Here is a 25057-nt window from a genome sequence, read left to right as displayed (position 1 = left end):
GTTGCTAGAGTCTCTAGACCGGTGAAATCTAACAGTCGTAAATGTCCCACTCAGCAACTTCGAGTGGTGGACCCGCAATCCACTACTAACTCGGAATCAGGTGTGTGTGTCGCTCCACTCCAGATGTCACTTCAAGCATTTTAACCAACGAAATGAGGGTCCGCCGCTCTGTTGGTTAACCACTGATCGGTCCGTTATCGGTAGCTGTTTCGCTACCATTCTCCTCAACCCCATTCTTGCAATGTCGTATCGTGGGTTCCGCCAAGGTGCTGGGTGATATCTTCGCGATCCCATCCCAGCGTGGAGAGCATGCTCTCGGCCGCTCTGACAAGTTCCGTCTCGTAGTATGACGGATCATACGACCCAATTTCCTCGTGTGCCAACGTGACCCGTTCTCGCGAGGTTTTCTCGTCATCGACGACCACGTATTCGATATCCTGTCCTGGGTGGACGGCGATGTCGTGATCACGAGTACGTTTCAGCGCTGCCACATTTTGGGTATTCTGTGAGTATCTCTCCAGCGGCTTGGAAACGCGGTTCCGTTCGACGAGTTTCTCCATCGGTACTTCCCCAGTGTGAAGTTGCGCAATCGCGTTTTCGAGAACTCTCACCATTTCTCTAAAACTCTCGTGAAATCCGGGGATAGGTATGCAGACTCGGTTGGTAATATCTGTACCTCGGGTATTGACCAACGAGACCCGCAGCCGTTGTCAGCTCAGTCGGTCAATCTGTGAAGACAGATACTTTCGCAGAGCAGTAACCGTCTCTTCTGAGACAGCAGATGCTCCAAAGTCACTCCGAAAGCCGTGCTTGAGTTTGTCACTGTTTAAGATTTCCAGTCCACGCTTGAGTTGCTTACGCAGCGCATCCTCATCGCCCCACTGCAAGTGGGGTGTGACCGTCCTGAGGTCAATCTCTTCTGCGACCGCTAGGACGTCTCGAAGATCTGTTTCGCGGCCGCTGTGGAGCTTTGCCGCCACGAGGACCGCCCCATCGATGACTCTGGCCGTCGTCATTACCGTCCCACCGCTAACCTCCTGTTGGTGACTGTGGTCGTATAGGTAGTCGAACGACCACTGTGCCTCAGTCTGGCGACACTCAAGTCCATTCACCAGCAAATCGAAGCCAATCGGTTGCTGAGGCGTAATCCGCTTCTCGTACTCGATGACTTCGGTATCGTAGAACCATTCCTTGGCGTGACTGTCTGTCTCCTCGAAGTCCTGACGTTCGAGGAATTCGACGAATTCATCTTTGGAGTCTGGTGCGACGACGATATCAAGATCTGTGGAGAAGCGGGCATTGAATGCTGACACAGCGTAGCCGCCAACGAGGACGTACTCGTGTCCCTCCTGAGTGAGTTCCTCGAGTAGTTCGATGAGTGCGTCACTACGGTTGTGGAAGCTCATGTTTGCACCCGTTCCGTCTCCCGGTACGTGACGCCGAGGTCGAGGTCGTCGTACATCCGATCGAGCATCGCCAGTGCCGACTGGAACTGGGCGTAGTTCTCGCGCATATACTCGATCGCCTCTGTTCTCGGGATCACTGGGTAGCCTTCGATATGTTCGATTTCGAGTGACGGGCGTGGCTCGAGGACGATCTGCAGCGGTCCATTCAGTTCGTCTCGAGGCTGTCGCTCGAATGCCGTGGGAAGGTCGAACGAGTCGAAAAACGCCTCCCAAGCATCGACGTCCTGTTCACGGACGGCAAGGAATAGCGGATAGTCGTTGGGGTTGCGACCGACTTGGTAGCCGCCCTGTGTCCACACATAGACGGCGTCGATCCGTGTAAACGTGAATGGCCAATCACCGAACTGCGGGAGAACGTAAGCCTCCTCGATTGAAGGAGGGCTGACGCTGGCACTGGCGGCGATGAGCTCGCGTGCTGCGTCTCTCACGCGGCTGTCGACGATAATGAGGCCGTCGTCGTAACTGATGTATCCTGCTTCTTCGAGTCGATTGACGGCTTGTCTTACCGTTTCATAGGGAGTGTGGAGGTGCTGCGAAACACGGCGGATGGAGTCACCGCTCTCGATAGCGAGGATGACCTGTGCCGCCGTCTCGTCGAGTACCTCATACATCTGTTAGTTACCTATAATCTGGTAACAGTTAAAAATCTTACTGGATACTGCTGTTAGATGGCCATGCTCCATTCAGGCACCTAGAAGACTTGACGCCCGTTCGGTACGATAACGCGCACGAAGATACGAAAGGCCACAACATTATACCGCAGCCCGTGGCGCCGACGATATGAGGTGTATCGCTCCAACTCTGCGTCGTGTTAAGGGCCTTTCACCTCTAAACTGTACTTTATTTCATCCCGTAACCCATCTTCCGGAGTTCATCTTCCAGCGTCCGGTCTGGTTCGTCTACAGCGAGGACAGCAGCTTCCAGCACGTCGATCTTGTAGACAGCCTCGTTCTCGAAAACGTCATCCATCCGATCCACAAGCTCTTCTACGTGTTCCTCGGCTTCGTCACGAAGAAAAATATTCCCGTGACTGCGGCCGTCCTGCACTCCGTCTCTCCGGTACTTGTACGGGAGGTCGCTCGTCGTCTCCTCGCGGTCCGTGGCCGTAGTTTTCTCACTGCTCGATAGTTCTGGTTCACTTTCGGTTGTCTCGACGCTTTCACCATCATCTTCCTCCGCGAAGTCATCCTCATCGAACGGAGATCCGGCACCGGACTTCATGCGTCGAACGCCTCCTCGATGTCAGCAGCCAGCTCGTCGTATTTCTCCAGCGTCTCGTGTTCACGGTCCGGAACGCGCCGGACGCCTTTTTCACCGTCCTTGTAGGCCTCCTCTACGACCTCGTAGGCAGTGGCGCGTGAATCCCACATCTCCTGCATTAGCGATTCTCGTTTGCGGAAAACGGCCGGGACGTCGTACTCGACTTCCTCTTGGAGCGTTTCGAGGTGGGTCTGCTGACCCGACGTGTCGCCGAACGCGACCGGGACGATACCGAGCACACCCACGTCGATGTCGAGATTGTTCTCTAGCCCGTCGACCAACTGTTCGAGGCCGTCGATACTGAGAGACCCTTTCCCCGATAATTCGACCGGGATGAGAACCGTCTTCGTGACCATCACCGCGTTATAGAGACCCTGTCCTTCGGAGGCCTGCGGGTCACAGATGATGGCATCGTACTGCTCGTGGATGTTGTTGCGTCCGAGCAGCTGGTAGAGTTGTTCCTCTTCGACCCACTCGGCGTCGGGATTCATCTGCTCTTCCGTCTCTTTGGCCCGCCGCATCGTCGTATCGAGCGACGAGAGCATGTTGTGAGCCGGGATGACATCCACATTCTCTACGCCCGTGTCCGTGCGAATGAGGTCTTCGAACGGCCCTTTCCCGCGCCCGACCATGTGTCGAACAAGATTGTCGGCGGCTCCGTCGTCGCGATCATCGTCGACGCCGAAGATGTAGGAAATCGACGCTTCCTGCGGATCAAGGTCGATGACGAGTGTTTTCAGGCCGTTTTGAGCGTGCGCGTGAGCGAGGTTCGTTGCTGTCGTCGTCTTCCCGACGCCACCAGCCTCGCTATATGTCGTATACGCTAGCATGTGTTATTCGTATGTGTTACTGGTACTAATAATTAGCGTATGTTGCTACTGGACGTTACTAACGCTAATTACTACTATTACATACATACGCTAATAATTACTGAGTGTAACACATCGGGACGGCGAGGATTAGAACAGCGGAAACGGTGGTGTATCATTTTCACTTTTACTCGGGAAATTGAATATTTATATACAATACAATCATCACTTCGAATGTCTCCCATCGAAACAAGTTGGAGACGAGAAACACTATGCCGATCGGAAAGACCTGGAGTAAGGCGACGGAGAGTCACATTAAGAACAACGTTCCCACGAGAAAGGGGGTCTACGAGCTTCACTCATTTGGTGAGGTGAAGTACATCGGAAGTTCGAAAAATCTCCAGCATCGACTGCTGGAGCATCTCGACAAGAGAAACCCGAATAAGTACCGCTTCAAAACGGTGGGCTTTCTGACGAGGCCTGTGAAGGCCGAACGGAAGCACTACGATCGCCACGTCGATAAGTACGGTAGCGAACCCGACTGGAACGACCGGCAGCCGTAGCGAATCTGGGGAGCTGGTAAGACATTGTTCGATATCCAGCGCTCACTTTTCAGAAATTATGTATCAATTATACTTCGATAGTAGGGTGTTCCGAGCTAACCAACAAAACAGCTAACTATCCGGTTTGTGTTGGTTAAATCATGGACGATGCCAACCGAGCAATGCGAGCACTGGAGACACTGCAAGATATCGAACCAGACAGGGATCATGTGGAAGTAGTTCATGAGGACGCGGTCATCGCCGTCGAGGCGCTAGTTGAGGTTCTCGATGACGAGCAGGCGGCCGAAGAGGAGCAAGACATCGAGGCCCCTGATAGATGGGATGATGACGAGGATTGGGACAAGGCCCTCGAGACCGCCCGTAAGAAAGCCAACGTCCCGACTGGGAAAGGGACCTTGACGACGAAGCTTATCGATGGGCGGAGTTACTACTACCTGCAGTGGCGAGAGGGTGAACAGATCAAGAGCCAGTATCTTGGGCCGGTCGAGCCGGCGTAATTCTACTTGGCTTTACTAAATAATACATAACAGCCGATTCTGTGCTTGAAGAGACAAAGAGTTGGGAAGTGCTGCTGGAAATCGCTTCCGAACATATGGAACTTCCCGGCATGGGATTTTGTATAGCGGTATATAATATACAGAATCTCTTAGCGTAGAAATTCGGTGTTAGGTGGCTCTAAACCATCGAATTCTGCCGAAAAGTCGAATATGCCAAGTGATCGTGATTATCCCTGTAATCACGACCACTTTCAAGTACCCCGCCGCCGTCTGGGAAGCACGAATGCTACAACCAACTCAGAACGCCGCTTCACCCGAGGGAGAGCCACCGAAACCGGGCTCGCAGGAACGCGGAGGCTCGGACGATGCCTGACCGAGCGCTCTCGACGTCGCTCGACGATAGCTTCGAGCGGTACCTCCAGGACAAGGGGAAAGGCCGCGGTGGCGACGGCGGGAACTACCGGCGGAACGCAGCACGCGAACTCAAGCGGTTCGCTGAATGGGCTGCCGGCAACCGCAGCCGTGACGACTGGACTGGGATCGTCCCCGAGGATGTCGACCGAGAGCCGACCTTCGAGGACCTCGATGAACGAGTGTTCCGTGAATACGCCCGTCACCTCGCCGGAGATCGGGGACTCAAGCAGAATACCGTACAAACCTATTACCGCTATATCTCTGCGTGGTGCGGTTGGTGCGTCAACGAAGGCTATCTTGAAGCGCATTACGCTCAGCGGGCGAGTGCGATGGCCCCGCTTCCCGAAGACGACGGCCGCAAGCCCGGCGACCAACAGGCCTGGACGTCCGAACAGCGCCACGCCCTCACACGGTACGTTGACGAGCGGGCCCGCGACGCCATCGAGACGTACACGACACTTCCGGAGGATACTGACCCTCTCGACAGGCAGCGAGCGCGCTACACGGCACTGAAGGCAACGCGGGACCGAGCCCTCGTGTTCGTCCTCGCGTACACAGCTGTTCGTGTCGGGGAACTGCTTCAGGACCCGAACGACCCACGCCGGCGTGGGGTTCGCTGGGACGAAATCTCGCCCGACGACGGGAGTATGGACGTCTACCGGAAAAAACAGCAGTGGGACGCCGCGAGTCTCCCCGACCCAGTGATTTCGCCGCTACGGAGCTATCGAAAGCTGATGAACCCACCAACTGAGCGCTGGCCAGTGTTCCCGACGTTCGACCAGCGGACACTTGCAACGCTCGTGCAGGATGAGTTGGCCGACCAAGGGAAACGCCCAGATGCAATCGATGAGCGGCGTAGCGAGTACGCTCGGGACCTCTTACTGGCGCTCGACGAGAACGCTCGGCCGCCGTCGATCACGACAGATGGTGCACGGTCGATTCTCCAGCGGCTCTCAGACGCAGCGGACATCGACATCGATCATCCGAAACACGACTATCTCGCACCTCACGGGGGACGACGGGGAATGGGTGAGGTTCTCGTACGGGCGTTCGGGTATACGGTTGCAGCCCGGTATCTCGATAACTCTGAGGAAATGGTGCGAGAGCGCTACTCACATATTGAAGCCGGGAAGTTAGGAGATGTCGCGACAGAAGCCCTCCATGAAGTCGATCGGACTGAGTAGTATCGTCTATAGATGGCGCTCGATCTCAATGCACTGAATATCTTGAATATCGATGTTTCAGCCGCTGCGATTATAATCTAACGGCCGTTCTTTCATTTCTGTCTCACCAAGAAGTATGATTTCTCCGAAGCATTATCTCTTGATGGCTACTCTGACTGACCTTGCCCGATTAGTTTGAGCTATCGGATTGACTACGCCGATTGAAACCCCATCGAAAAGTGGCTTCAGCCCCTCAAAATATGCACCGACCGCTTCCACCACTCAACAACCGAAGTCCAGCTGAGAGATCCTAAACTAGACCGCACCCATCCTTCCGAATAGTTTCGGCTACTTAGTGAATATTTTTGTATTAAATACATCTAAAATTGTGAATGACTTTACTTATCAGGAAAGAAATTGGAATGAATAGCCTTCAATCGATTCTTGGGCGACTCTATTATCTAACCGCTATAATTCAACGTGAGGGCCTATCGAGAGACTACTAATACTATTACACTTATTATGCGCGAGAGCGACTTTTCTCCTACCCGGTATGAATGTAGCTCCACAACCGAGCGTAACTAAGGTATTCCTGATGGACGAGTCACCGAAGTTTGCAGAATTCGTTGATAGAAATTATATCTCGGAACGGGACGACCGAATTACGCTTGGATTCGACGCAAGCGATATACCTCTGTTCAATATTGAGGGACGACGAGTAGCGATCAACGATCTACAACGGACGGAGTCTACATAACATGCTATACGACGCAATCGGCCAACAGGACAATGAGTGGGCCGGTATGACTGCCAGTCAGATCCAGGCGATTGGCGACCGACCAGGTTCAGTCTTGGTGATCCCGGTCGGTAGTGTGGAGCAACATGGAGACCACTTGCCGGTCATTACTGACACGCTCCTTGCAGAAGCGATGGTCGACGCCGCGTTCGAGCATCTCGATGACCAACCAGTCGTCGTTACGCCGCCCGTCTGGAGTGGCTACTCTCCGCACCACCTCTCGCTTGGTGGGACGCTATCGTTGGAGTTCGCACACATGCGCGCCATACTCGAAGATATCGCACACACCGGTATCGAAAACGAATTTGATGCCGTTTTGTTCGTCAATGGTCACGGTGGAAATGGCCCGCTCGTCGATGCCGTCGTCAGTACTGTCGGGGTCGAAACCGACGCAGAGGTGCTCGGAACGACGTACTTTGAACTGGTACCGGAGCTGATCGAAGAAATACGAACGACCGAGACTGGTGGAATGGCACATGGTGGTGAGTTTGAAACGTCGCTCATGCTCGCTCTCCGGCCAGACCTTGTAGGAGAACCCAGCAAGCGAGACGGCGAATTACTGGACGAACACTACCACTGGGGTGGACAGGATCTCCTTGACGGCGGCTCCGTCTCCGTGTATCGACCGTTCGAAGCATATTCCGACTCGGGAGCTATCGGTGCCCCTGAACAGGCCAGCGCCGAAACCGGGGAGCAGCTCCGCTCGTTCATTGGGGAGGAACTCGCGACACTTCTGATTGCGATCCACGAACACAACGTTTGAGACGTGGCTTTGTGATATTTTCTCACGGTATGCCCGTGTTGCCTCACGCACTCGGGGTTCGTCGATCTCCTATTTCGCACGGGTTAATATCGACGATCTCGGAGATTGTCCAGTTCAATACACGGCCAGTTCATTCGAACTGGAGGAATCACGATATGGAGTCAATCTCGACGATATTATCGTCGATTTCCCCGGAGAAAATATCGGCAATATCAGCCAAAATCGAATAGTTTCTCGAAACTGTGTAGAGTTCATCAACACCGATATCAGTCGCCGACATCTCTGTTCGGTAATAATTCAGGGAGACGCCAGCTCCAACTATTTGTACGAGACCGGCACGCGCTTGCCGGTGCGGTTCGATTCGTAAGCCGCTTCTGTAACCGCGAGCGCGCGCAGCGCATCCTCCGCAGTCACTGGGGGTTCCGATCCCGTCTCTATCGTTTCGAGGAACGCTTCGACTTTGGTCTGAGTGCCGTACGAAGCGAGGTCTGGTGTGACCTCGGTCCCATCTTCTTCAACCCGCACGACTTCGTAGTCGCGCCACTGCTTCGCATCCACGTAGACCGACCCCTCGTCATCCCAGATGTGTAGTCGCTCGCTGAGGCGCTGGACGTCGCCCGGCATCGTAAGGTCGGCTACGGAACCATTTTCGAATCGGATTCGGACGGATGCGTTTGCTTCGATCTGTTTGTTCTCGTCGTAGAAGTCCATCTCAGCGCTGACAGACTTGGGACGCTCGTTAACAACCCACAAAAGCGCCTCGATCAGATGACTACCAGTGTCGAACATGAAGCCGCCTCCGCTGAGTTCGTAGTTCGTCCGCCAGGTCCCAGCATAACTCTCGATCCAGTTCTCCGCTATTTCGGCGCTGATGTATGTTGGTGTTGGACCTCCGTCCGAAAACAGATTGTGTAAGTATCGGTGCTGGGACTCAAGATGTCTCTGATAGCCGACCATCAGAACAGAGTCCGTCTCCTTGTCACGTTCCACCAGCGTCTCCGCGTCTTCGACGGTCGTAACCAGTGGTTTCTCACAGAGGATGTGCAGTCCCTCGTCGAACGCATACTGAATCTGGTCGAAGTGGAGGGTATGTGGTGTGGTTATCGCCAGCGCATCGAGGTCCTCATCCGTAAGCATATCCTCTAAACTGTCGTACTGTGAACCACTTGGAATTCCAAGGGTCTTCCCGGCCTCTACCCGAACTTCCTCGTTTATCTCTGCGATCGCTCTCAACTCAGCCCGTTCGTCGGTAACGAACTCGCGTCCAAGGGCGGTCCCGAGATTCCCTGTTCCGAGAATTCCAATACTGTAACGACCCATATTGTAACATATCTCCCGACCAGGAGTTACTTAACTATACTGGTCTGATTGTCCATGCAGAGCCTCCATGGTCGTATGCCGCAATTCCCCCGTAAATTGTTATAATACGAACTGAGGTACGGTTCCAGACTATAGTGACTGTACCCCTATTCGATTATGTTCCAGGAATTATTCGGATTTCGTACTAGGAGTGACTGAGATATTTTTCGTAGCCAGGTTAGAACTAGAAGCCCCTATCGCTGCTTCGATAATCACACTAGTCGAAACGGAACTCCTCTTTTCCCCTCAGACCTCATGAAAACGAATCCTCTGGCGATGGGACATCAAACTCCTCACCGAAGATTATCGCTCGATTCAACGAGAATCACTCATTGTTCTATCGACTAGTCACGACGTTATCGGTCTGGCTCACGCAGTCTGTGTCTGTCCCTGACAAACAAGAGAGAGGTAACGCTGGTATCCGGTCATCACGAACTGATCGACGAGGTCACTGCGTTCGACGAGGTCGCGAGTGAAGGTCAACTACCAGTAATCTTTCTCAGAGAACGTTGAGCAGGCGGTCAAGAGCCGCAACGGTCTGTTCGTAGGGTACGTCCTGCGTAGTAGTGTAAGATGATTCAACCGCGGCGTCTGGTTTGGTTCGAGCAAGTGGAGAGTGAAAATACAGGCCAGCGCCAGCCGCTTAGCGTTCAGCTAGGAGAGTGGTGATTGAGGTCCACACCGCGTTACTCGTCGAGCGACTCGAGTGGTGGTTCGACGGCTTCGAACTGTACATCGGGACCATCGACTGGCGCTGCCCAATCGATTGCATTCCGAATAACACGCATTACTTCATCGTTGTGGAAGATTGGACAAGTTTCATGGCCAGGTCGGAAATAAAAGATTTTGCCGCTTCCTCGGCGATAGCAACAGCCGGAACGGAACACTTCACCACCCTCGAACCAACTGACCATCACGAGCGTATCAGGCTCAGGGATATCGAATCGTTCACCGTACATCTCCGTTTCTTCGAGGACAATCTGCTGATCCAATCCTTCAGCTATCTGGTGACCGGGTTCAAGAATCCAAATGCGCTCACGCTCATCAGCTTCTCGCCAGCTTAACTCACAGGTCGTCCCCATTAGTGCCTTGAAAATCTTTGACTCATGTGAGGAGTGAAGGGGGATGAACCCCATTCCATCGAGGATGTGAGATTTCACACGCTCGACCACATCGTCGGAGACAGCGTCGTGTTTCCTATGACCCCACCATACTAGAACATCCGTCTCTTCGAGCATTTCCTCGGTGAGACCATGTTCAGGTTCATCAAGCGTCGCCGTTGTCACGTCGTACCCGTGTTCCCGCAGATCAGCCGAAATAGTTGCATGCATCCCATCCGGATATAGCTCTCGTGGTCGCTCTTCCTGTTGTTCATGAACGTACTCGTTCCACACAGTGACATGCATATTATCCCGTAGTTCGACCACTCACTTAAATCAACCTATCGTATTGGAATCACGCATTATAGACCCTGTGTACCAAAAATGGGCTCATATTTAATTCACATATTAATATTTATAAAAATATAACAAACTATTAAATTTCAGATAGAGTAAACAATATTTCTAATATTTCAGGTGAGAACCATCGTCAGCTTAATTATCAAGGAGAAATTCGGATGTATCGCGCAAGTTGTCAGATTCGACTATAGTGTCCGCTGCGGCTATCGCTGCGTCGGGAACGCGTTCGTCCGGGTCGAACAAGACTGCAGTGTCCGCCTCTACGAATGCTTCCGTATCGGTATGTGAGTCGCCTACGTATCGTATCTCCATTCCGGGCAGTTCGTTGCGAAACTCTCGCAGCAGTTCTCCCTTTTCCGACGGACCGACGTCAACGTCGATATTCGACAACTGCCCGTCGTCGAAGCGGAGAAAGTTTCCACGGACGAACTCGGGATCATGTTGTTCGAAACGGCGCGCTAAATTACCCACGCCAGCACTGAGTATACCGAACGGAACGCTCTCCTTCTCAAGTGACTCGAGGACCTCCACGGCTCCTCTCTTGGGTTTGACTGCCCGAGTAACGCGCTCGATATCCGCAGCCGTGATTTCCGCGTTGCGCCACGTATCGACCGTCATCCGACACCACTTCTCGAACGTTACTTCTCCTGATTCGTACTTATCCATGAGCTTCTCGCCGGCCTCGACAGTCCCGTAGAGCGTGTGCAATAGTTCGAACCCGCCTCGCTGCCGTGTCAGCGTCCCGTCGAAATCGAATACGATAATTCGGCTCATTTACCGTTCTGCGATGACCTCAATTTCAACGTCGATGTCGACTGGCAGCTTCACGACTTCGACGGCGCTCCGGGCCGGATACGGCGCGGACATGAGTTCGCCATAGACGTCGTTGATCTCGTCGTAGTACCGCATATCTTTGACGAACACCGTCGATTTCACGACATCCTCAAGCGATGCGTCACCTGCCTGAAGGACGGCATCGATATTCTGTAACGTGCGCCTCGTCTGTTCCGCAGGGGAGCCAGAGACGATATCGCCAGTCTCGGGGTCGACCGGTCCCTGACCGGAAACGTAGATGCGATCTCCGCTAGCGATACCCTGCGAGTACGGTCCGATACCGTCTGGTGCGTCGGCAGTGGTTATCTCTTCCATGGGTCGTGGCTCACTGGGGTTGTTCGTCGGCATCGTACATTTCGTTGAGGAATGGCGTAGCGAGACTAGACGTCAGTCCGCCATCGAGGACGACATTCTCTCCGGTTATGAAGCTCGACCGCTCCGACGCGAGAAACAGCACCGTGTCGGCGACCTCCTCAGGTTTTCCAAAGCGGCCTAGGGGATACTGATCGAGCCATCGATCTCGGGCACTCATTTCGCTAGTGCGCTCCTCGGTGTTCTCCATCTCTCTGCGCCTATTCTCCGTTTCGATGGTCCCCGCGGAGAGGACATTCGATCGAACACTGTGCTGGCCATAGTGTGCGGCAATATTTCTCGAAAGGGCCAAGAGACCGCTCTTGGCCTCCGAATAGCCCGAGAGACCGATTCCGAACAGGCCATTGACCGAACCCATGTGAATCATTGAGCCACCGCCACTTGCTACCATGGCCGGTAGCACCTCCTTGCTCAACAGGAACTGACTCTTGAGATTCAAGCCGAGCATCCGCTCGAAAGTCTCCTCATCACAGCGGTGCAGTAGGTTCGCGGATTCGTCGGACCCGCCTGCGTTATTCACGAGTGCTCGGACGCCACCGAACTCCTCGACAGTTTGATCGACTAGGTCTCGAACCGCGTCCGAGTCGGTCACGTCACACTCGAACGGAACGACTCGTCCATCGTATTCGTCAGTTAGTTCCGTCGCGACGGTTTCAACGTCGTCATATGACTGCGAGCAGATTGCCACGTCGCCGCCTGACTCGGCAAACCGTGCCGCAATTTCTCGGCCGATTCCGCGAGACGCTCCGGTGACGATTGCCGGGCGGTCCCGTAGGGATAACTCTACCATGTCGATTTTACCCACGGAGTCGTCCCTCATGAACTTTTTCTTGCCGAATCACGAGATTCGATACTCCTCGACTGCATCTTCGTCGACCGAGATGCCGAGCCCAGGGCCCCGCGGAGCGGGGAGGCACCCGTCGCTGACTTCGAATGGCGACTCGATAACGTCGTCTTCCCACCCGTAGTACGTTGAGTCCGGTGGCAGAGAGAAGCCGGGAATCCCAATGAACGCGTGGAGGATCGCAGCTGTTCGGATACCGAGGTCAAACGCACAGTGATGTGTGAACGGAACGCCGGCATCTTCGAGGACGGCCGCCTGCTGGCGGAGTCCACTGATCCCGCCCGCTGGCGTCAGGTCGATGACACCGACATCCATCGCACCGGCCTCGACCAGCGACTGGATATTGTGCGAGATATAGGTGTCCTCGTTGGGCGCAATTGGCTGTCGCAATCGCTGCCGGAGCCTGGATAGTGACCGGTGAGCGTCGACTCGGATGGGCTGTTCCATGTACTGGAGATAAATTCCCTCGTCTTCGAGCATCGCACCCACACGGACTGCTTGGTCGAGCGTCCAGCCCTGGTTCGGGTCGAGTCGGAACTCGAGTTGTCCGCCCACTTCGTCGTGCATCGCGCTAATACGCTCAACGTCCGCTCGCCAGTCCTTCCCCGCTTTGGTCTTGAGCACGTCGAAACCAGCTTCGAGCGCTTCTCTGGCCTTGACACGAGACTCGTCCAGCGGAAGGATGCCGAGACAGAACGCAACGGGAACGGCGTCCGGCGACGTGCTGTCTCCGTCACTCACCTGTCTGTGCTGCTGAGAGCCTTGCGACGGTGCCGTCCACCCGCCGAGTAGTTCGTACACCGGCCTATCGAGCGTTTTGCCGACGATATCCCAGCAGGCCGTCTCGACGGCCGAGAAGAACATGTCAACATTTGTGTACTCCACAAACACCTGCCGCCGGAGCCGTTCGATTTCGAACGGTGATTGGCCCTGAATCATTGGCCCGACGCCGTCCTCAAGTATGGATTCGGTCGCGGCCGGTGACAGGAAGACACGCATCTCACCCCAGCCGCTGACGCCCTCGTCCGTATCGACGCGAACGAGGACACGTTCCATCGATTCTAGACAGCCGTGATTCGTCACGTACGGACCGATACCGAGACGTTCATCTATGTCGACCAACGGCATGTCTACAGTTACCGCTGTCACATCTGTTATTTCCATACAGTTTTCTCATCTTGGAAATAGTATCAAAGTACCGGTTCCGGTTACCACTCTACTGCGTCGATTGCGTTACCGGCTCATTCCAGTGACGATTCGGAAAAGAGTCCATAGTGATAGAGAGACTCACGGGACGTCTTCGTCGCTGCGTCACCGAAACAGGCCGACTACGATCACTTGTGGGGGGCTGCCGGATAACCGAATACTGGAAACTATGAAGTCTGTATCGAAATGAATCCGGCACTCAGTACAGCGATAGCCGGAATGTTTCGAAGATCGGGTATCCGGCTACCGATAGTAGTCTCGATGAGAAATACCTAAGAGCCAGTCGGGACATCCCCAGCTATGGGACAACCGCCGACTGCCTACGTATGTGGATTCACTGAAGACGAGAGTGGCGGCATCTACAGCTACGAACTCGATGAACCGGAGGGACGCCTTGGGGAGAGAGGCCGAATGGGTATTGCTGGAGTCGCGTACCTCACGTCGGATCCTACGGGGAGCCACCTCTATGCCGTCAATCGCGCTGAGGGCGGGCAGGTCAGCGCCTTTCGTATCGACCAGCGCCCGGCAGGTCTGATAGAACTAAACCGCCAGTCAAGCAGTGGTACCGCCCCTGCGTACGTTAGCGTCGACAGCCAGGGGCAATACGTGTTCGTCGCCAACTATGCTGGGGGGACAGTAGCTATGCTACCAATCAGTTCCGACGGACGGCTCGAAAGTCCATGCGACGTCGTCGAGCACGAGGGGTCAAGCATCCATCCAGATAGACAGACCGCTCCGCACCCTCACTCGATCGTTCCGTCACCGGACGATCTGTTTGCGTATGTCCCCGATCTCGGTACGGACACGATTGAGATATACGAAATCGACTACCGTGACGGTCGGTTGCGTTCAGCCGATCCGTCACCAGTCCGTCTCCAGTCTGGGGCCGGTCCACGTCATCTCACATTTCACCCTGAAGGACGGTTTGCGTATGTTATCAACGAGCTTGACTCAACGATCACTGCCTTCAACTACGACGTGGAAACGGGTGCCTTGGAGGAGATAGAGACCGTTAGGACGCTTCCGGAACAGTTCAATGGGGAGAGTTTCTGTGCTGACGTTCACGTCCACCCGTCCGGTGAATGGCTCTACGGATCGAATCGGGGCCACGACAGCATTGTCGTCATGTCGATCGATAATAGTACCGGGTGCCTCGATACCATCTCCCACGTGTCTACCCAAGGCAAGTGGCCGCGACACTTCGCCATCGACCCAGCCGGACGGCACCTGTTCGTCGAGAACCGACACAGTAACACGATCGTCACGTTCGCGATCGATGGTAAAACGGGTGAGTTAACGCCGACTGGACACCGACAGAATGTTCCAGAACCGCTCTGTCTCCAGTTTGTGTGAACGTTGGCGAACCGGTACTCCGTCCCACTGCTTTATGACTGGTGAACTCTTTCGGATTCCCTCTTAACTGCTTCTTCCAAGACCTGATCGCTCGGCGACGCCCACTCTGGGGTGCTATCCGACCGCAGAATCTTATGCCGGAAACAGGAATCTGGATCGCTACAGTCAGCGACTATACCTTGTCGATTAAACTGCTCCAAGGCTAGCCTCTCAACGATAACTGTAAACGAAACTGGTATCGCCAATTCGAGCTGGGTGATACGAGAGCTGCCGGACACCCTCACCACGCGGTCGAGACGAGCGGCGACGCCAACCGTCGCTCTAGCTTTCAACACTCCGTATGGACACACTTGATAAGGCCCTTGAGGTAGGCAGTCGCGTGTGCTCGCGCTCGGTGGCCCCATTCCGTGTCGCCCTCGACGGCCGGGACGTGGTCAGGAATGGTGACACCGTTAAAACCGACTTCCCGCAGCGTTCGCATGGCCTCTAGTTCGTCGAAGTTTGTCGCGTCGTCGTCGATGAACGACTCTGTGAACGCGGGCCAAGTGCCCATAACATCCCGGAAGTGAACGAAGAATATCTTGTCGCGCTCGCCGAAGTACCGGATAACCTCGTGCACGTCCGCTTCGGTCATTTCGGAGAAACATCCCAGACAGAGCTTGAGGCCGTGATTATCGCTCTCAACGAGGTCCATTGCACGCTTGAAGTTCTCGAAGTTCCGAAGGAGACGCGGGATCCCACCGAGCTGCTCGGCCGTCGGCGGATCCGCCGGGTGGACCGCCATCTGCACGCCTGCTTCCTCGGCAACTGGGAGAATCTCCTCGAGGAACCGTTCGTAGTTGTCCCAGAACTCCTCTTCTGTATACTCGCGGTCGAGTTCGTCAATCGGCTCGTGCGGGTCTCGCAGATTCGAGGCGTCGTAAGCTTCTGCCTTCGCACCGCCGCGAACCCGGGCCGTGCGTGAGGTTCGCGCTGGAACGTTGGTCGGATTCCACTGGTAGCCTAGCACGGGGATTCCTGCCTGTCCCATGTTCTTGATCAGCGTTTTGATGGTCTCAAGTTGTTCATCAGCGTCTTCACGGTCAAACATAATATCTTCATAGACTCTCTGACCGATCGTGTGCACTCCCGCGAATCTGACGCCGAGGTCCTCAACGCGGCGCCGTGCCTCGACGAGATTTGTGACTGATGGTGCATACCCCGTTTCCAGCGAGATGGTCGTCGGATCGTCGTTCACGCCTGTGTGATCGACAAAAACGTCTTCGACGCCGATCTGTTTCAGAAACTGAATTCGCTCATCTGCGATCGATTCTGTCCTAACGCCGACCCGGGTTGATAGCGCCTCGGGGTCTGTCACTAAGTTGTCTTGGGTATTCATAGCGCGTTTGCGTTACACACTTCGGCTTCCCCCCTACAAATAACCGCGGTCCTCGGCGTCTCCGCGGTCTATCAGCGCGTGTGGATAGTGTCATCTGAACTTGAGGCGGCCAAACTGTTCCGGAGTGTGGTATTCCGGTTTCGGCGTATCTAGCGGGTTCCACGTCGCCTTCTGGGGGTCTGGGATACCGCTTCGATAGAAGTTGCCGCGCCAGGTCGACCCCTGGTCGATAGAGATAGTACGGCCAGTAAACGACTCTAACGTTGAGACGGGTAATCGCACGGCCACCCACCAAGACTCATCGTTCGGTTTGGGCTGTCTCGTCTGACCTGGGATTGACGTAGCGATGTCGATTTCGTCGGCTAGCTGTGGTGAGATCTCATCTCGTCCGATTTCTTTCTCTTGCCAGCCGTACTCTTGCCACCCTAGCTTGAACGTCCCACAGCAGTTGACTTCAAAATTAAAATACATTTCTTCATCGTCAGGGATGGGATTCGCGAAGAACTCGACAGAACTATCTCGAAACGTCGGTCCGTTCAGTTCAGTGACTGTGGCTGAGATCTCGCTGTCTTCAGCATGGAACTGCAAGAAGAACGCCTTATCAGTATGTAACGCCCTTACAGTCGTTTCCGGACCGGTTGCTTCCTCCCCCCATGTGAACGAATCGATGTGCGTGACTGATGCAGTCTCCCAGGTCGCCACGTTTATTTCGTGCGTCAACGAGACTGAACCGTCGGTCAACTGCACGTCATATGTTCTCATATATTTGTAGCCGGCCGCCCCCTCGAAATATCTTCCGACTAGAAGCGAGCGTAATTGCGCTTAGCGGGTGGTGGCGCGATAGTCTTGATACCCCTTGATGGCCCGACCGATAGCCTTGCTCTCAAGGAATACAAGTCCCTAAGAGAGCTGTATCTCGAAGGGCCTGTATTTTGCTACCCTCTCTTCCAGGGATAGACTTCTGCTCGCCTCGTCTCACTACTGATTCTTCCTATCGAAATAAACACGAACTGTGCTTAGTGAGGAGACTGTATCTTTATAGGGGTCGCGGGGAGAAGGGCATACGATGGCGAGTAATACAATTGGGTTTATCGGGACCGGTATTATGGGAAAACCGATGGCGGAAAACGTCATCGATGCTGGGTACAGTGTTATCGCCCACAATCGTTCGCAGGAACCAGTCGAACGACTAGTCAACGAGGGGGCACAGGCCGCTACGTCACCCGCAGAGGTCACGCGAAAGTCCGATATCGTGGTGACGGTCCTCCCGGATACAGATGCTGTGACGTCCGTCGTTCGTGGCGATGATGGAATTCTCCAAGCGCTCAGTGATGGACAGATATTCGTCGATATGTCGACGATATCGCCTGCGGCAACAGAGCGTCTCGCTGCCGACGTTGGACACCAGGGTGCAGAAATGCTCGATGCACCGATCAGCGGTGGAGAGGAGGGTGCAATCGAGGGAACGCTCTCGATCATGGTCGGTGGGAGCGAGGAGACGTTCGATGCCGTCTACGATCTATTCGAGACGATGGGCGAAACGATTACCCGCTGTGGCGATTCCGGCGCAGGCCAAGTGACCAAGGCTGCGAACCAGATTATCGTCGGCTGTCAGCATCAAGCCGTTGCAGAGGCACTATTGCTGGCGAAACAGGGGGGTGCCGATTTAGAGCAAGTTCTGGAAGCGATAAGCGGCGGGGCGGCGGCGTGTTGGTCACTTGATGCTCGGGCACCCCGGGTCATCCGTGGGAACTTTGAACCAGGATTTTTCTCGTCCTATCACTACAAAGACCTCCGAATCGCGATGGATGCTGGTGAGGAGTACGGTACGCCGATGCCAGCAACAGGTATCGTCCACGAGATGTACAAAGCGATGGAACAGACGGAGCGCGGCCAAGATGACCATTCTGGTGTGATACAGATTATCGAGGACTTAGCGGGCGAAAAGGCCCGCATTGACGAATAATTTTCTCTCATTGAGATCGAGGCATTTCTATACGGTTTAGGTTTTATAATTTGATGTGTCTTTAAATCTGTAGTCAGCAATGTGGCAATCCTGAGCAGCTATTTGTGAACAAATGAATGTCCCTGTTAAGTCGATGTCGATTACACGACGCCAATCGTCAATGTCAAATTCTTCTGCGGACTCGGTGATGACGATGCCGGCGTTGTTCACGAGAATGTCAAGCGATCCGAATTCCTCAACCGTTGCGTTGACTATCGCGACTACTTCGTCATAGTTAGATACATCGGCTTGTACGGTTACTGCCTCGCCGCCTTCCATTCGAATTTCGTCAACGACTGATTCGGCTCGTTCTTTCGAAGATCGGTAGTTGACGACGACTGACGCGCCCTCACCAGCGAGTTTCTGTGCGATTTCACGCCCGATTCCACGGGACGCACCAGTAACAACTGTAGGATTTCCCATAGAAAGTATAACGGCTACCGAGATTTGGCAATAGTTCTCAGCTATCGAATCGGCTGATAGAGACGTTCTTAGTGGACTATACCCAATTATAATATGAGATGAACGATTGAACCTCTTCCAAGTGAAACCCCTTCAATAAAATACGGCTTTTAATCTAAAAAATAATGCCCTGAGATTTGCCTGTTCTCGAGGAGCGAATACCTGCTCTATAAGGATGAAATCAAGGTAGTGATTGGACTATGACTCTGATATAATTAGTGTACTAGTGTTATTCTAGAAGCGCTTATAATAACTAGTGTACGCTTGTTATACAGAAAAACAGTTCTTACATTCGAGGGTGCGCAGCAATTCACAAGTTCTCATAGATGTCGTATTATGTCTAATTAGCCGTCCTATATGCGGATTCGGTCCTGTCGAACAACTTCTGATAATTATGCTAAATCGTCCTTGATAACACGTCATTCGCAGTCTCCAAAAAACAGCGAATATACTGACTCCCTGCCTTACCCCTTGCCAGTGACTATTGATGGTCAGGATTGGCCAGTCAGATCTGAGAGCAAAAACAAGTATAGAACATCACTAAACACGCAGTATGCATTTTACAAGTATAGGAGACACTCTATACCCTAATTCGGCAGAGGAGAACAGAAATTAGATAGTGGGGATAGTCAGGTTGAGTTAAGCTATCGGGCAATTCTTAGAGTTCACTGTATTGGGATAATTTATCCTGCTCGTATATGCTATGTCTGCGTGTGGAGAGGCCACACGAGTATGACGGTCGATCGTGCTCACGGTCCTTGATCCAAGCTTTCACGTATAACCCGTCGTTTTCGACTGGCTCTTTGAGCTCGGGGTGAGGTGGTCTAGCATTCGCAGGAAGCGCCGGATGCAGTACACTGTCTTGTAGGAGATGTCAATCTCTACGTCTAACTCCCAAAGACTGGTGTTGGAGAGGGTGTAGACGGCGAGAAAAACGCTTTCTGACCTCTATTACTGAGTGTTTGACGACAGTGTTGGTCTGAGCGTCGAGCGTGCGATTGTAAATCTTACCTGGTATCGCTGAAACATCCGATAGCTGCTCTACCAGGTCTGTGAATCGGAACTCCAGTAAAAGCGGTGATATCGGGGCTTCAATCGATCCCGCTAAGCGAGAGCCCCTCTTGCATATATTTCCGCATGGCTAGGTAGATTATTGTCACCGGCAACGCGAAGACAAGCGCGAACGCTGAGAATTGTTGCCAAGGAATTTGGTACTGCCCTACAAGCGAAAACAATCCAACTGGTAACGTGTAGTTCTCGTTGCTCAAGAGTACCTGTGCTACAACAAATTCTTTCCATCCTACCAAGAAGGTGAAAATGAATGTCGCTGCTAGTCCCGGTTTCGTCATAGGGAGGATAATCTCCCAAACGATTCGCCACATTGGAGCCCCATCTACGAATGCTGCTTCCTCATACGTAGCTGGGATGGTATCCATATAGGTCTTTAATATCCAAGTGTTCAATGGAACAGCCACGGCCGCGTAGTAAGCTGCCAATGCGAGTTTGTCGTTCGTCAGTCCGAATTGAACGAATATTGCATACAGAGCGATGAGAGTTGCGACACTTAGACCGCCCCCGATCTGGGTGAACAAGAGGTACGTATAGAGAACTTTATTCTTGAAGATAAACTCTCTTCGGGAGAGAGCGTATGCACCAGGAACAATTACGCACATCGCTAAGATGACTGCTGGAATTGAAACCGTGAGGCTGTTCCAGAAATATAGTGGAAACTGTGAACAGCCACCAAGCTCGGAGCAATTGATATTCGGACTGAACCCTGGCGTATTGAGAGCTATCTCATACCCGAATAGCGTGACTGCTATCTCATAGCTGGGAATATTCGCATTCCCGAAGACCCAGCGATAAGCGTCCCAAGTAGGGTCAGCTGGGATGAACTGGATACCTCCGGCAGCGTAGATTGACCCACCCTGTCCGGATATAGATGAAAGGAAGATCCAGTATACCGGGAAGAGGGTTATTCCAACAAGAATGATAGCACCGAGGGTTTTGACTCCATTCCTACCTATGTCCTTGGCTTCGATTTCTCCCGTTCTGAGTTGATATATCGTATCTTTGATTCCCCGCTGGACGTTCTTGGGTCGTTCAGCCAGACGGTACATCCATGAGTAGGTCGACTGCTGTAGGGATTTCAGGCGGCTCATGCCCCTTTCTCCTTGTCTGCCAGTTTGCCTTTCTTGACGTTTATGATCATGAACAGGCCAATGAACACCAGTGCTATTACCATAATTGCGGATCCTTGCCCGTAGGCACCGTAGTTGAAGGCCTCCTTGTACCCATACAATATGATGAGCTCATTAGTCCGTGAAGGGCCTCCGCCGTTGAAGACAAACGGAATAATGAAATTCTGGAAAGAGGCGGCAGAGGTAAGGATCGTAGCGAACAGCACCGGTCGCTTGATTGCTGGCAGCGTCACGTTAATGAACCGGTGCGCTGGCCCCGCTCCATCAACTTTTGCGGCGTCTACAAGTGAGTCAGGTACACCTTGGAGTGCACCAATTATAATCAATAGCAGGAACGGATAAGAAAGCCAAACTTCAGTGATATTGTAACTGATGAAGGCCATCCATCGCCTACTCAACCACGCAACGGGCTCGAAACCGAGCCAGAGAAGAAACTGGTTTGCCAGACCGAACCTAGCCGTACTGAAGATCCCTCTAAAGATCACTACCCTGAATATAGGAGGAAATCCATAGGGTAAGATGAGGAGCGCCTGGAACCATCGTTTTCCTAGCACGCCACGGCTTGTGACAACTATCGCGATACCGACGGCGAAGATCATTTTCAGGATCACGCTGGTGAAGACCCACAGCCATGTTATGCCAAATGAGTTCCAGAACTGTGGGTCAGTCAGGACCCGTATGTAGTTCTCTAATCCAACTATTATTTCTTCACCCTGAAATACGGTAGCTGGAGTAGCGTTTGTTATCGAGAGGTAGAGGAGATATAGCATTGGGAATAGCATAAATGCGGTGAATAAGAAAAGTCCCGGGAGAACTAACGCTAACGACCAGTCAATCTCTTCAGAGACTTTTCGACCGATAACTCTACTCTTTTCAATATGATTTGAAAAAGACATTGCTATTCTGCGTCAGTTCGACCAGCGGCTTCGGATTTCTTCTTCTGCAGTCTTCATGAACTGCTTGAAGTCACCATCCGGGTTCCGGACCATCTTGAGGAACGCATCGTGTGTTGGGCCGTCTACAGCTGCATATCTCGGGTCTTGAGGCACCTCAGTCCCCTGCTCGATAGCCTTAGCGAATCCTCTGACGGTTTCCGGCAGTTCGTCACTACCTTTGAGCTCTTTCAGTACTGGGGTATATCCAGCAGCCTTCGATAGTTCGAGAGGAGCAGTAGTTTCTGTTGTCCACCAGTTAATAAAGGACCGTGCAGCTTTCGTATCTTGGTTGTTGTTTTCCATTCGCTTGCTGAAGTACCAAAGTAAGTACCCTACGAAGGGGCTGGGAGATCCACCGCTGGGCTTTGGGATTCCGGTGACTCCAACATTGATGCCACTATTTCTGAAATTGGAAATGGACCATGGCCCATTGAAGCAGAGGGGTGCATTCCCTGATGAGAATACTGAGTTCTGTGCTCCTCCCCCGAGATCCTCTGACATGTACGGGAGAAGGTTATCAATGATATACTCGAACCCCTTGATGGTACTGTTATTTGTGAGGCCCAGAATATCGTCCTTGCTGGTATCAAGATAGTATCCACCAAAAGCGTGCGCCCACATAGCAGCCCGATATGCGGAGCTAATGGGATACGCTAGGCCATATTTTCCGTTTTCAGGATCGTGGTGCTCTTCCATGATGGCTTTCATATCTTCCATTGTCTCCGGCGGGGAATCAACCATATCCTTGTTGTAGATCATTCCCACCGCTTCAGCCCCCCAAGGGAGTCCTAGCAGGTTACCATCCAGCTTACTCGCTTCTATCGACTTTTTGGTGAATGTCGACTCCAGATCGATATCGATTTCATCACCTTGGGGCACGAGGAATCCGCTCTGGTTGTAGTCCCCTAATCGATCGTGGGACCAAATAAACGAATGAGGTCCTTTGCCTGCAGGTACTGCGTTTCGGACCTTGTCTTCGATTTCCGGGATGGTCTGGATCGACAAATTCCCATTATTCTCCTTTTGCCACTGTTCTGCTAAACTGGTTTTCGTATCGGTAGCTGATCCCGTGGAGAACCAGATGGTTCCTGTACCCGAGTTCCCTGAACTCTGCGTATCCGAGGTTCCTGAGTTGCCGGGGGTTGAGTTGCTACCATCAGATTCACTCACGCTGAGGCACCCTGCGATGGAGCCAGCAGCTGCCATTCCACTAATCGTCTGAATTACATCTCGTCTCCGCATATCTCTATCATAGATATCCTATGTTATAAATCCTTGCTAAACTATCATTCGGCCGACAATTGCTTTCAGTTAAGCGTACAAAGTGAGGTGAGAAATCACTTAGTTTCTCTTTTAAACATCGTGTGCTTCAGCGACATAGCAACGAGATTGATTTAGATTGTCTGGAACCCATATGCTAATCAAATCAAGTATGCTTAACACCGACCGGGTGCTCTGTAGTTGTTGATGCCGAATATTGCCAGACTCCGTATGCTGTATATTCAACCCGTTGGAAAGGTGTTCCTGACGGATATAGGATCTCCTCACTCTAGCCCACTCCTTCTAAAAAACGAACCAAAGAGCATTTGCGAAATAATTGGTTTCCAGATTAAGGACTCGTGCTATTGAGTATTCACCGCTGTCAATCTAATAATGATGGCTTTGTTTTGTACCCAGCTATATTTGATGATGCTTATCAGTTACTCAATTAGCCGACTGATGTTATCATCCAGTTGTTCATAGATTTCCGCTGCTCGATTCTTTTCTTCGGCGGACAGGGATTGTATCGGTTCGCGGACCGCACCACCATGCATCCCGGCAAGTTTGAGACCTTGTTTTACAGCAGGAACACTAATCGCCCCTGCGATAGTATTGTTCTGTCCAGTTTCGTCTCTAAAGTTCTGGTAGGGGACACAAATATTTCGGAGGTCACGAGCGCGACTCCAGTTTTCATTCGAGAGTGCTTTGAACAGGGCTTGGCCAACTTCTGGTCGGAAGTTACTCACTCCGGCAGAGAAGCCCTCAATTCCTTCTGCCCAATATGACACTGCATATGGTTCTGCCAGTCCATCAATCCAAACCGTATCGTCGGGCCCGTTGGTCGTCGCAACCCCTAATTTGACCGGGTCTTTGATAGCATACTTGATACCGGCGACGCTATCAAGCTGGGACAGTTCAATCAGGTACTCCGCGGACGGATTAAATCCACGAACATACGGGACTAGCGGTCTCTCTGTTACGGAAGCGAGACTGCGATAATACTCTAAAAGCCCTTTTTCGTGGAGGTATGCATGGTCGGGCGGCATAATCATCATTGCATCGACGCCAATTCTCTCGTACGCTTGGATCAAATCCTGTGCATTATCCGTACTACCTCCGACTCCAGCAAGTACGCAGGCGTCGGATGGTAAGGCGTCAAGGCTTGCCTCGGTTACGCTGACGCGTTCCTCCTGGGACAGCGAATGATATTCGCTGATATTCGCGGCAGCCAGAAACGTTCGAATGCCCTCCTCGTAGTGGGTCTGAGCATTCTCCTGAATTTTTTTGTATTCTATCTCGCCTTCTTGATCGAATGGGGTCAAGAGACCGACTGCAACACCTCGAAGACACTCTTTGACCTCGGCTACCTCTAGTGGCATCAAACATACGATGTAGCTCCTAGTATATAAACACCCCCCCTCCAACCGATGAGAACCCAATTAATGACATCGTTTGTTGGCCACCGGATGATTACCAGATATCGACGCTCTGTCTGCTCACTCGACAAGCGCTCCGGTAATTTCGGGACCTCACTGCCGTTTCGCTTGCGGGTTAGAATCAGTTGCTTCCTCGAGAATGACTGGTGTAGTTCTACTCACTCCTTCAATCGAGGGCATTTGTAGAATCCGCTGTCAGCAAGGAACTTGGTAATATTGTA

The 25057-nt window shown here is 52.7% G+C and carries 23 protein-coding genes and 2 pseudogenes; 6 read left to right on the top strand and 19 right to left on the bottom strand.

Annotated features, from left to right (window positions below):
* Positions 1 to 224: 224 nt before the first annotated feature.
* The 5 genes and pseudogenes from E4S61_RS19240 to E4S61_RS19220 all read right to left on the bottom strand — a co-directional run.
* Positions 225 to 659: pseudogene (locus E4S61_RS19240) on the bottom strand (DNA polymerase domain-containing protein); the annotation flags it as partial.
* Positions 660 to 710: 51 nt separating this feature from the next.
* Positions 711 to 1406, bottom strand: coding sequence for a nucleotidyltransferase family protein (locus E4S61_RS19235; RefSeq protein ID WP_135305566.1), 696 nt, complete (start codon positions 1404 to 1406; stop codon positions 711 to 713).
* Positions 1403 to 2077, bottom strand: a complete 675-nt coding sequence (locus E4S61_RS19230; RefSeq protein WP_135305565.1) for a helix-turn-helix domain-containing protein — start codon at positions 2075 to 2077, stop codon at positions 1403 to 1405. Before E4S61_RS19230 ends, E4S61_RS19235 begins: the two co-directional genes overlap by 4 nt.
* A 229-nt stretch (positions 2078 to 2306) precedes the next feature.
* On the bottom strand, positions 2307 to 2687 hold the full coding sequence (locus E4S61_RS19225; protein ID WP_135305564.1) for a hypothetical protein: 381 nt from the start codon (positions 2685 to 2687) through the stop codon (positions 2307 to 2309).
* Positions 2684 to 3556, bottom strand: a complete 873-nt coding sequence (locus E4S61_RS19220; protein WP_135305563.1) for a ParA family protein — start codon at positions 3554 to 3556, stop codon at positions 2684 to 2686. Before E4S61_RS19220 ends, E4S61_RS19225 begins: the two co-directional genes overlap by 4 nt.
* Positions 3557 to 3807: 251 nt before the next feature.
* Between E4S61_RS19220 and E4S61_RS19215 the strand changes: the two genes are divergently transcribed.
* From E4S61_RS19215 to E4S61_RS19200, 4 genes are all read left to right on the top strand, one after another.
* Complete coding sequence (locus E4S61_RS19215) at positions 3808 to 4098, top strand: DUF7508 domain-containing protein (RefSeq protein ID WP_135305562.1); 291 nt, start codon at positions 3808 to 3810, stop codon at positions 4096 to 4098.
* A 140-nt stretch (positions 4099 to 4238) separates the two neighbouring features.
* On the top strand, positions 4239 to 4595 hold the full coding sequence (locus tag E4S61_RS19210) for a hypothetical protein (RefSeq protein ID WP_135305561.1): 357 nt from the start codon (positions 4239 to 4241) through the stop codon (positions 4593 to 4595).
* A 365-nt stretch (positions 4596 to 4960) separates the two neighbouring features.
* Positions 4961 to 6193: a phage integrase SAM-like domain-containing protein gene (locus E4S61_RS19205; RefSeq protein WP_135305560.1), complete on the top strand. Its 1233-nt coding sequence runs from the start codon at positions 4961 to 4963 to the stop codon at positions 6191 to 6193.
* A gap of 737 nt (positions 6194 to 6930) precedes the next feature.
* Positions 6931 to 7731 (top strand): creatininase family protein, encoded by an 801-nt coding sequence (locus E4S61_RS19200; RefSeq protein ID WP_135305559.1) that lies wholly within the window; start codon positions 6931 to 6933, stop codon positions 7729 to 7731.
* Between the two features lie 318 nt (positions 7732 to 8049).
* Here the strand turns inward: E4S61_RS19200 and E4S61_RS19195 are convergent, their stop codons facing one another.
* From E4S61_RS19195 to E4S61_RS19170, 6 genes are all read right to left on the bottom strand, one after another.
* The gene (locus tag E4S61_RS19195; protein ID WP_135305558.1) at positions 8050 to 9051 is read right to left on the bottom strand and encodes a Gfo/Idh/MocA family protein; all 1002 of its coding nucleotides are present in this window, start codon (positions 9049 to 9051) and stop codon (positions 8050 to 8052) included.
* Positions 9052 to 9776: 725 nt separating this feature from the next.
* Positions 9777 to 10496, bottom strand: coding sequence for a ThuA domain-containing protein (locus E4S61_RS19190; protein ID WP_135305557.1), 720 nt, complete (start codon positions 10494 to 10496; stop codon positions 9777 to 9779).
* Between the two features lie 189 nt (positions 10497 to 10685).
* Positions 10686 to 11324 carry an HAD-IB family phosphatase gene (locus tag E4S61_RS19185; RefSeq protein WP_135305556.1) on the bottom strand — a complete coding sequence of 213 codons (639 nt, stop codon included), beginning with the start codon at positions 11322 to 11324 and terminating at the stop codon, positions 10686 to 10688.
* Positions 11325 to 11699, bottom strand: coding sequence for a Rid family detoxifying hydrolase (locus E4S61_RS19180; protein ID WP_135305555.1), 375 nt, complete (start codon positions 11697 to 11699; stop codon positions 11325 to 11327).
* A gap of 10 nt (positions 11700 to 11709) precedes the next feature.
* Positions 11710 to 12546 carry an SDR family NAD(P)-dependent oxidoreductase gene (locus E4S61_RS19175; protein WP_135305554.1) on the bottom strand — a complete coding sequence of 279 codons (837 nt, stop codon included), beginning with the start codon at positions 12544 to 12546 and terminating at the stop codon, positions 11710 to 11712.
* Between the two features lie 48 nt (positions 12547 to 12594).
* Entirely contained in the window at positions 12595 to 13764 is a 1170-nt protein-coding gene (locus tag E4S61_RS19170) for a mandelate racemase/muconate lactonizing enzyme family protein (protein ID WP_135305553.1), read from the bottom strand.
* A gap of 342 nt (positions 13765 to 14106) precedes the next feature.
* On the opposite strand from E4S61_RS19170, the gene E4S61_RS19165 reads away from it, so the two are divergent.
* Positions 14107 to 15159 (top strand): lactonase family protein, encoded by a 1053-nt coding sequence (locus tag E4S61_RS19165; protein WP_135305552.1) that lies wholly within the window; start codon positions 14107 to 14109, stop codon positions 15157 to 15159.
* Positions 15160 to 15487: 328 nt separating this feature from the next.
* Here E4S61_RS19165 and E4S61_RS19160 read toward each other — a convergent pair whose 3' ends face one another.
* A complete protein-coding gene (locus tag E4S61_RS19160) occupies positions 15488 to 16537 on the bottom strand; it encodes a mannonate dehydratase (RefSeq protein WP_135305551.1) in 1050 nt (349 codons plus the stop codon).
* Between the two features lie 90 nt (positions 16538 to 16627).
* Positions 16628 to 17299: a carbohydrate-binding family 9-like protein gene (locus tag E4S61_RS19155; RefSeq protein ID WP_135305550.1), complete on the bottom strand. Its 672-nt coding sequence runs from the start codon at positions 17297 to 17299 to the stop codon at positions 16628 to 16630.
* Between the two features lie 304 nt (positions 17300 to 17603).
* Here E4S61_RS19155 and E4S61_RS19150 point away from each other — a divergent pair, with 304 nt between their 5' ends.
* Positions 17604 to 18503 (top strand): NAD(P)-dependent oxidoreductase, encoded by a 900-nt coding sequence (locus E4S61_RS19150; protein WP_135305549.1) that lies wholly within the window; start codon positions 17604 to 17606, stop codon positions 18501 to 18503.
* Between the two features lie 36 nt (positions 18504 to 18539).
* Here E4S61_RS19150 and E4S61_RS19145 read toward each other — a convergent pair whose 3' ends face one another.
* The 6 genes and pseudogenes from E4S61_RS19145 to E4S61_RS19125 form a co-directional block, all read right to left on the bottom strand.
* A complete protein-coding gene (locus tag E4S61_RS19145) occupies positions 18540 to 18965 on the bottom strand; it encodes an SDR family NAD(P)-dependent oxidoreductase (protein ID WP_135305548.1) in 426 nt (141 codons plus the stop codon).
* 718 nt (positions 18966 to 19683) lie between these two features.
* Positions 19684 to 20042: pseudogene (locus tag E4S61_RS26310) on the bottom strand (IS1595 family transposase); the annotation flags it as partial.
* 53 nt (positions 20043 to 20095) lie between these two features.
* Complete coding sequence (locus E4S61_RS19140; RefSeq protein ID WP_245180859.1) at positions 20096 to 21166, bottom strand: sugar ABC transporter permease; 1071 nt, start codon at positions 21164 to 21166, stop codon at positions 20096 to 20098.
* The gene (locus E4S61_RS19135; RefSeq protein WP_135305547.1) at positions 21163 to 22101 is read right to left on the bottom strand and encodes a carbohydrate ABC transporter permease; all 939 of its coding nucleotides are present in this window, start codon (positions 22099 to 22101) and stop codon (positions 21163 to 21165) included. The genes E4S61_RS19140 and E4S61_RS19135 overlap by 4 nt, the downstream gene beginning before the upstream one ends.
* Positions 22102 to 22113: 12 nt before the next feature.
* Positions 22114 to 23310, bottom strand: coding sequence for an extracellular solute-binding protein (locus E4S61_RS19130; RefSeq protein WP_167768582.1), 1197 nt, complete (start codon positions 23308 to 23310; stop codon positions 22114 to 22116).
* A gap of 530 nt (positions 23311 to 23840) precedes the next feature.
* Positions 23841 to 24779 carry a dihydrodipicolinate synthase family protein gene (locus E4S61_RS19125; RefSeq protein WP_135305545.1) on the bottom strand — a complete coding sequence of 313 codons (939 nt, stop codon included), beginning with the start codon at positions 24777 to 24779 and terminating at the stop codon, positions 23841 to 23843.
* Between the last annotated feature and the right edge of the window lie 278 nt (positions 24780 to 25057).

It is taken from the genome of Haloarcula amylovorans (assembly GCF_004681185.1).
GTDB lineage: Archaea > Halobacteriota > Halobacteria > Halobacteriales > Haloarculaceae > Haloarcula > Haloarcula amylovorans.
This window is presented reverse-complemented; position numbering and strand designations above follow the sequence as displayed.